This window comes from Colwellia sp. MB3u-4 (assembly GCF_014077065.1).
Classification (GTDB): Bacteria; Pseudomonadota; Gammaproteobacteria; order Enterobacterales; family Alteromonadaceae; genus Cognaticolwellia.
The window spans coordinates 87,711-94,868 of record NZ_JACGVE010000083.1 but is presented as its reverse complement, the minus strand read 5'-3'; the positions used below and the strand labels follow the sequence as shown (position 1 = coordinate 94,868).

Here is a 7,158-nt window from a genome sequence, read left to right as displayed (position 1 = left end):
ATAAAAAATAAAAAATAAAAAATAAAAATGCATAAATTACAAAAGTAATAACATTGGTCTGATTATTGCTAATTACAAGACACGTCAAAAAATTATCCTTAAGCACTCATGCAGTTAGCCGCAACTTTTAATAAGCTAAAGAAACAAAAACTTAACCTACTTTCGGGTTTAGGTACGCCATTCCTCGTGATGGCGGCGCTCGGTATGGTGATTTTACCTATGCCGGCATTTTTGTTGGATATTCTTTTTTCCTTCAATATTGCCTTGTCTCTGGTGGTTTTATTGATCACGGTTTATACCTTAAAGCCGCTTGAGTTTGGCTCATTTCCAGCGGTATTGCTGATTGCGACTATTTTACGTTTAGCGCTTAATGTTGCGAGTACCCGAGTGGTATTACTTGAGGGGCACGAAGGCCCTGATGCGGCAGGGAAAGTGATTGAAGCCTTTGGCTCGGTTGTTATTGGTGGCAATTATGCGGTTGGTTTAGTCGTTTTTTCCATTTTGATTATCATCAACTTTGTTGTTGTTACCAAAGGTGCAGGGCGTATTGCTGAGGTAACTGCGCGCTTTACTTTAGACGCTATGCCAGGTAAACAAATGGCGATTGACGCGGATTTAAATGCCGGTTTTATCACCGCAGATGAAGCGAGAGAACGCCGAGTTGAAGTCACCAGTGAAGCCGACTTTTATGGTTCAATGGATGGTGCGAGTAAATTTGTTAAAGGTGATGCCATTGCGGGGATTTTAATTCTCTTTATCAATATTGTTGGTGGTTTAATTATTGGTATGGTGCAGCATGATCTTTCGTTTGACAGTGCGGTGGAAATTTATACCCTACTGACTATCGGAGACGGTTTAGTTGCACAAATTCCAGGGTTATTGCTCTCAGTAGGCACGGCAATCGTGGTTACCCGCCAAAACACCTCTCAAGATATGGGCGAGCAAGTTAGTAGTCAACTTGGCCAAGAAAAATCACTTTATATTGCCGCAGGTGTGATGTTTGTTATGGGCATTGTACCTGGAATGCCCCACTTTGCTTTTTTAACCTTTGCGATATTAATCGCGGGGGTGGCGTTTTTTAATAGTAAATATAAAGCAGCGGCGGCGGCACAATTAATTGAACAAGGTCAGGCGGCAGAAGTTGAAAGTCAGCAACAAGAAGCCGAAGTTAAAGACCTAGGTTGGGATGATGTCAATCATGTTGATATTATTGGCCTTGAAATAGGCTATCGCTTAATTCCTTTGGTGGATAAAGCTCAAGGTGGAGAGTTACTTAATCGCATTAAAGGCGTGAGAAAAAAGCTTTCGCAAGAATTTGGCTTTTTGGTACCAGCTGTTCATATTCGCGATAATTTAGACTTAGATCCTAACAGTTACCGGATATCACTGATGGGAGTCACGGTAGGAGAAGCCGAAATTCGCCACGATCAAGAACTGGCTATTAATCCAGGTCAAGTATTTGGCAAGCTTGATGGTGTTGCAACCAAAGACCCTGCTTTTGGCTTAGATGCTGTGTGGATAAAAAAAGATCAACGAGAACACGCACAATCACTAGGCTATACGGTGGTTGATTCAGCCACGGTATTAGCAACACATTTAAGTCAAATTTTAACTAATAATACCGCACAGCTATTAGGCCATGAGGAAGTTCAAAACTTACTTGATATGTTAGCTAAGAGTTATCCTAAATTGATTGAAGGCCTGATCCCTGATGTCTTGTCATTAGGCACTATTGTAAAAGTACTACAAAACTTAATGAATGAAGGGGTGGCTGTACGTGATATGCGTAGCATTATTCAAACCTTAGTTGAGTATGGTCCTAAGACTCAAGACCCTGAAGTGTTAACGGCGGCGGTTCGGATAACCTTGCGAAAATTCATCGTGCAAGAGTTAGTTGGACCTGTGGTGGAGGTACCTGTCATAACTTTGTCACCAGAGTTGGAACAGATGTTGCATCAGTCTATGCAAATGGCTGGAGATGATGGCGCAGGTATCGAACCAGGTTTAGCAGAAAGACTACAGAAATCTTTGACCGATGGTGCACAACAGCAAGAAATGGCTGGTGACACACCAATTTTATTAACGTCAGGTATTTTACGTGCAGTTTTAGCTAAATTTGTTAAATATACCATCCCGGGATTACGGGTGATTTCTTATCAAGAAATTCCAGATGATAAGCAAATCAAAATTGTTAGCGCTATCGGCCAGTAAAAAATACTTCAAAGTAAGTTGTACTGAATTATAAGGGTTGGCGATGAAAATTAGACGTTATGTAGCAAAAGATATGAGAAGCGCACTCGCACAAATTAAAGAAGATTTGGGTGTTGATGCCGTCATTATGTCTAATAAAAAAATTGCTGAAGGTGTCGAGTTAATGGCTGCGGTTGATTATAACCAAAGTGTTAAGCCTGCCCAATCACCAGTATCTGAGCACAGCAAAGCGAGTACGGCTGCCAATACCCAGCCGACTCATCAAGTTGACCGATTCGACAGTGTTGAAGATACGGTAGCCATTAGTAGCGCACCTCAGTCAGCAGAAACGTCAACCACTTTGCCAGCCGATAGCTTAGCCGCGTTGCTAAGCCGACAAGTACAACAAAATGGCTATGATAAAGCGCCAGCAACACAGGCATTTAATAGTCAAATAGCTAGCTCAACTCATGAGGTTAATCATCAAGCGGACAACAAGCCTGGTGCTGCACCACAAGATATTGAACAACAGTTTAAAAATTTCACTACTCGTTTAGCGCAAACTACTGATTTAGACTCAGCGGATCATGCGGGCAACCAAGGAGCAGATACTCCTGGGCATGGCTCAAACAGTGCAAACTTCACTAACTCGCTTGATTCATCAACATCTGCACCTGAGCAAATGGCTTCGCGTGGCGAACGTCAAATAAGTGGCAGTGAGTTTGATCATATGCAAAAAGAAATGTCATCTATTCGTCAGTTGTTAGAACATCAAATGTCAGGGCTAATGTGGCAAGATATGGCGCAAAAAGATCCGATGCGGGCTGTGTTGGTTAATAAATTAATGGCGATGGGTCTTAATGAACAAGTGGCTGATCAAATTGCGGGTTACATTCCAGCCAATAGCCTTGAAAAAGATGCCTTTGAGCAAGCAAAACATATTATAGCGCAACAATTAAACACCACTAACAATGATATTATTCAACGTGGTGGCGTGGTTTCTCTTGTTGGGCCAACAGGCGTGGGTAAAACCACCACTATTGCGAAATTAGCTGCCCGCTTTGCTCAGCTGCACGGCGCCGACCAAGTGGTATTAATTTCTACAGATAGTTATCGTATTGCTGGTTTTGAACAGCTTGCTACTTACGGTCGTATTATTGGTTGCCACGTTAAGTTGGCCAATGACGGCGATGAGCTAGATAGCTTGTTACAACAGTTCTCACAAAAAAAATTAATATTGATCGATACTGCCGGTATGGGGCAAAGAGATATGCGTCTAACTGAGCATTTGACTACCTTAATCTCAAATGCGCGTGTTAGAATTCGTAATTACTTAGTATTAGCGGCCAATACGCAGCAGCGTGTTATGCAAGAAAATGTTGAGCGCTTTAAAAGTATTCCTTTAGCGGGCTGCATTTATACTAAATTAGATGAAAGCTTAAGTGTCGGTGAAATTATCACCACATCATTACAAAACGGTTTAGCTATTGGCTATCTTACTGATGGACAAAGAGTTCCGGAAGATATTAAGGTTGCAAATGCTGAGAAATTGGTTACGCTAGCAGACCGAATGGCCACTAAGTATCAAAGCTCAGGGACTGTTTCTTGGCGTAATCCGGTATCAGCCGTCGCAGTATAGTTAGGCAGGCAGAGCAATTATGCTAATTGAATTAAGTAAGCAATTATCCAATTATAAGTAAGCATAAATATTCAAGAGCATAGGTTTATTGTTTCACACTACAGGTAAGTATCACCATCCGTGTAGTTTGGCGCTTGATTGATTCTTACATGACCATTTTGAGTCATGTATGGTTCCACAGCATTAAGTGATTTTTGTACGTTGAGGTCAGCTTAAAATGACCGATTATTTATTGCAATGGGCATTACATAGAGAAGTTATATAGATGATAGATCAAGCGAGTGGCTTAAGAAAAATGCAAAACCCCGAATACATAAAAGTCATCGCTGTTTCTGGCGGTAAAGGCGGGGTTGGTAAAACTAATGTCTCATTAAATACTGCCATTTCTTTAGCTAAATTAGGTAAGCGGGTTTTAGTGCTAGATGCCGACTTAGGCTTGGCTAATGTTGATGTTATGCTAGGTTTGCGCGTAAAACGCAACCTGTCGCATGTGCTATCGGGTGAATGTGAACTGGATGATATTATTATTCAAGGCCCTGCCGGCATTAATATTATTCCTGCGACATCAGGCACTCAATCTATGGTGGATTTAACCCCAGCTGAGCATGCCGGACTTATTCGTGCTTTTAGTGATATGAAAACCAAATTTGACATTTTAATTGTTGATACCGCTGCCGGTATCTCAGATATGGTATTAAGTTTTTGCCGTGCATCACAAGATGTTTTATTAGTCGTGTGTGACGAACCCACCTCAATTACTGACTGTTATGCCTTAATGAAATTGTTAAGCCGAGATCACGGGCTATTCAAATTTAAAGTGGTGGCAAACATGGTGCGCACCCCGAATGAAGGTAAAAATTTATTTGCGAAATTAGCTAAAGTCACTGACAGATTTTTGGATGTCACTTTAGAGCTGGTTGCTGTTATACCTTATGATGAAAATATTCGTAAATCTGTGAGAAAACAACAAGCGATTGTCGAGGCATATCCTAACTCGCCAGCGTCAATTGGCCTTAAAGCACTTGCCAAAAACATTGTGAGCTGGCCAGTGCCAAAACAAGCCTCTGGGCATTTAGAATTCTTTATTGAGCAATTACTAGAACACTAAAGCTGTTGAGCTTTTAACTTGTAGCTAGGTATGAACATAACGACGAAGCAGGGTTACAATTGCACAATTCGTGGTGTTTTTTTTGCATGAGTTAAGCGAGCTCTAGCTATAGCAAGTGCGTAGGTTTTTTTACCGCCTGTTAAAGGTCTATCGTTGTTTTTTAACTAACATCGTTAGCAAGTGTAAACTAGCATAGCTACCTAATATGTCTGTCGCCTTGTTAACTGAAAGCCTAATCTATAGCCGAGACTAGAATGAAAATTCTACAGGCCCTATTTAACAAACAAGTGAGTTATCGTGTTAAAAGTACATACTTATAGTGTTGATAAATCGGCCTTGCTGGAGCGACACACAGTACTCGTGAAGCGCATTGCTTATCATTTGCTTGCCCGACTACCGGCCAGTGTTTTGGTTGATGACCTTGTTCAATCAGGCATGATAGGCTTATTTGAAGCGGCAAATAATTTTGATAATAGCAAAGGTGCTAGCTTTGAAACTTTTGCGGGTATTCGTATTCGTGGTGCCATGCTTGATGAAATTCGTCGGGGTGACTGGGTTCCCCGCTCAGTGCATAAAAATAGTCGCATGATCAGCGAAGCCATCAAAAGCTTAGAAGCGCAATATGGCCGCGACGTTACCGATGTTGAAGTGGCTGAAAAACTTGAAATTTCAATCAATGAATACCATCAGATACTGAATGACGTGAGTTCAGGGAAAATTCTTGGTCTTGATGATTTAGGTGTTAGTGATGATGTGATTGAAATAGCCCACAGTCACCAGCAAGATGAACCTTACGCTAACATTGAACAAAGTTTCTTTAAAAAGTCATTAGCAGAGTGTATTTCTTCTTTACCCGAGCGTGAAGCTTTAGTACTGTCCTTGTATTATGACGAAGAGCTTAACCTTAGAGAAATAGGCCAAGTACTTGATGTGAGTGAATCACGGGTAAGCCAAATACACAGTCAAGCGATGCATAGATTAAAAGCTCGTATGCAATCGTGGCAAAATTAAGTAGAATATTAAAAATATTGTAAAATTTTAAATGTTATCACCGGAGGGTGTCTTGGAAAAAAATATGAAAGTGCTTGTTGTTGACGATTTTTCAACAATGAGACGCATAATCAAAAACTTATTACGCGACTTAGGTTTCACCAATATATCAGAAGCAGATGATGGTAATACCGCGCTGCCGATGCTGAAAGCTGGTGATTTTGATTTTGTTGTTACTGATTGGAATATGCCAGTTATGCAAGGGATAGATTTACTTAAAGCCATTAGAGCGGATGAAAAGTTATCTCATATTCCAGTATTGATGGTGACTGCAGAAGCGAAGAAAGATCAAATTATCATGGCAGCTCAAGCGGGAGTTAATGGTTATATCGTTAAACCTTTTACAGCTGCAACGTTAAGCGCAAAGCTTGATAAAATTTTCCAACGTCTTGGTTAATCACCAATTTTTTTACACAAGGCTGTTATATGAGTAAATATACTAGTATCCATGTTTCTTTAGAACAGGCTAAATTGTTGGTTAAATACCTTGAGGCAGATCAGCAAAACAAAGCGGATGAGTTAATTGCAGAAATTCAAAATCCAGTTCAAACTGCATTGTTTGAAGAAATAGGTAAGTTAACTCGCGAATTGCATAATTCATTGAATAACTTTCATTTTGATTCACGTTTGAATGATTTAGCGACTGCGGACATTCCAGATGCTAAAGAAAGATTGAATTTTGTTATTGATCGTACCGAAGAAGCGGCTAATAAAACCATGGATGTTGTTGAATCAATCTTTCCTGTGGTTAGTAATATTCAACAACAAATCAAGAACGTTAATCCGCTGTGGCATAAATTAATGCACAATGATCTTGATGTTACTGATTTTAAAGTATTATGTCGAGATATCGATGTTTTACTGACAACAACAGAAAAAGAAACCAGCAAAATTCATGGCTTAATGACGGATGTTTTGATGGCGCAAGATTTTCAAGATCTTACCGGCCAAATTATTCGCAAAGTTATTGATTTAGTTTGTGAGGTTGAAGACAGCTTAATAAATATGCTAACAGCCTTTGGTATGGCTTCCAAACAAGAGCAATCGAATTACTTACCAAAATTAGGTGAAAACTTAGTTGAAGGTCCGATTGTTAATCCTGGAAATCGTAAAGATGTTGTTTCAGATCAACACGACGTTGATGATTTATTATCAAGCTTAGGTTTTTAAT

At 40.1% G+C, this 7,158-nt stretch carries 6 protein-coding genes; all 6 read left to right on the top strand.

Going from position 1 to position 7,158, the window contains the following annotated elements; translation table 11 throughout:
* Positions 1–108 precede the first annotated feature (108 nt).
* The 6 genes from flhA to H4J61_RS13495 all read left to right on the top strand — a co-directional run bounded on the left by flhA (position 109) and on the right by H4J61_RS13495 (position 7,157).
* Positions 109–2,211 (top strand): flagellar biosynthesis protein FlhA, encoded by a 2,103-nt coding sequence (flhA, locus tag H4J61_RS13520; protein WP_182134822.1) that lies wholly within the window; start codon positions 109–111, stop codon positions 2,209–2,211.
* 43 nt (positions 2,212–2,254) lie between these two features.
* Positions 2,255–3,829, top strand: a complete 1,575-nt coding sequence (gene flhF / locus H4J61_RS13515; protein ID WP_182185402.1) for a flagellar biosynthesis protein FlhF — start codon at positions 2,255–2,257, stop codon at positions 3,827–3,829.
* Positions 3,830–4,094: 265 nt separating this feature from the next.
* A complete protein-coding gene (locus H4J61_RS13510) occupies positions 4,095–4,937 on the top strand; it encodes a MinD/ParA family protein (protein WP_182134826.1) in 843 nt (280 codons plus the stop codon).
* Between the two features lie 297 nt (positions 4,938–5,234).
* Entirely contained in the window at positions 5,235–5,948 is a 714-nt protein-coding gene (locus H4J61_RS13505; protein WP_182134828.1) for an RNA polymerase sigma factor FliA, read from the top strand.
* A 52-nt stretch (positions 5,949–6,000) separates the two neighbouring features.
* The gene (gene cheY / locus H4J61_RS13500; RefSeq protein WP_182134830.1) at positions 6,001–6,384 is read left to right on the top strand and encodes a chemotaxis response regulator CheY; all 384 of its coding nucleotides are present in this window, start codon (positions 6,001–6,003) and stop codon (positions 6,382–6,384) included.
* A 29-nt stretch (positions 6,385–6,413) separates the two neighbouring features.
* Positions 6,414–7,157: a protein phosphatase CheZ gene (locus H4J61_RS13495; protein WP_182134832.1), complete on the top strand. Its 744-nt coding sequence runs from the start codon at positions 6,414–6,416 to the stop codon at positions 7,155–7,157.
* Position 7,158: the final 1 nt, after the last annotated feature.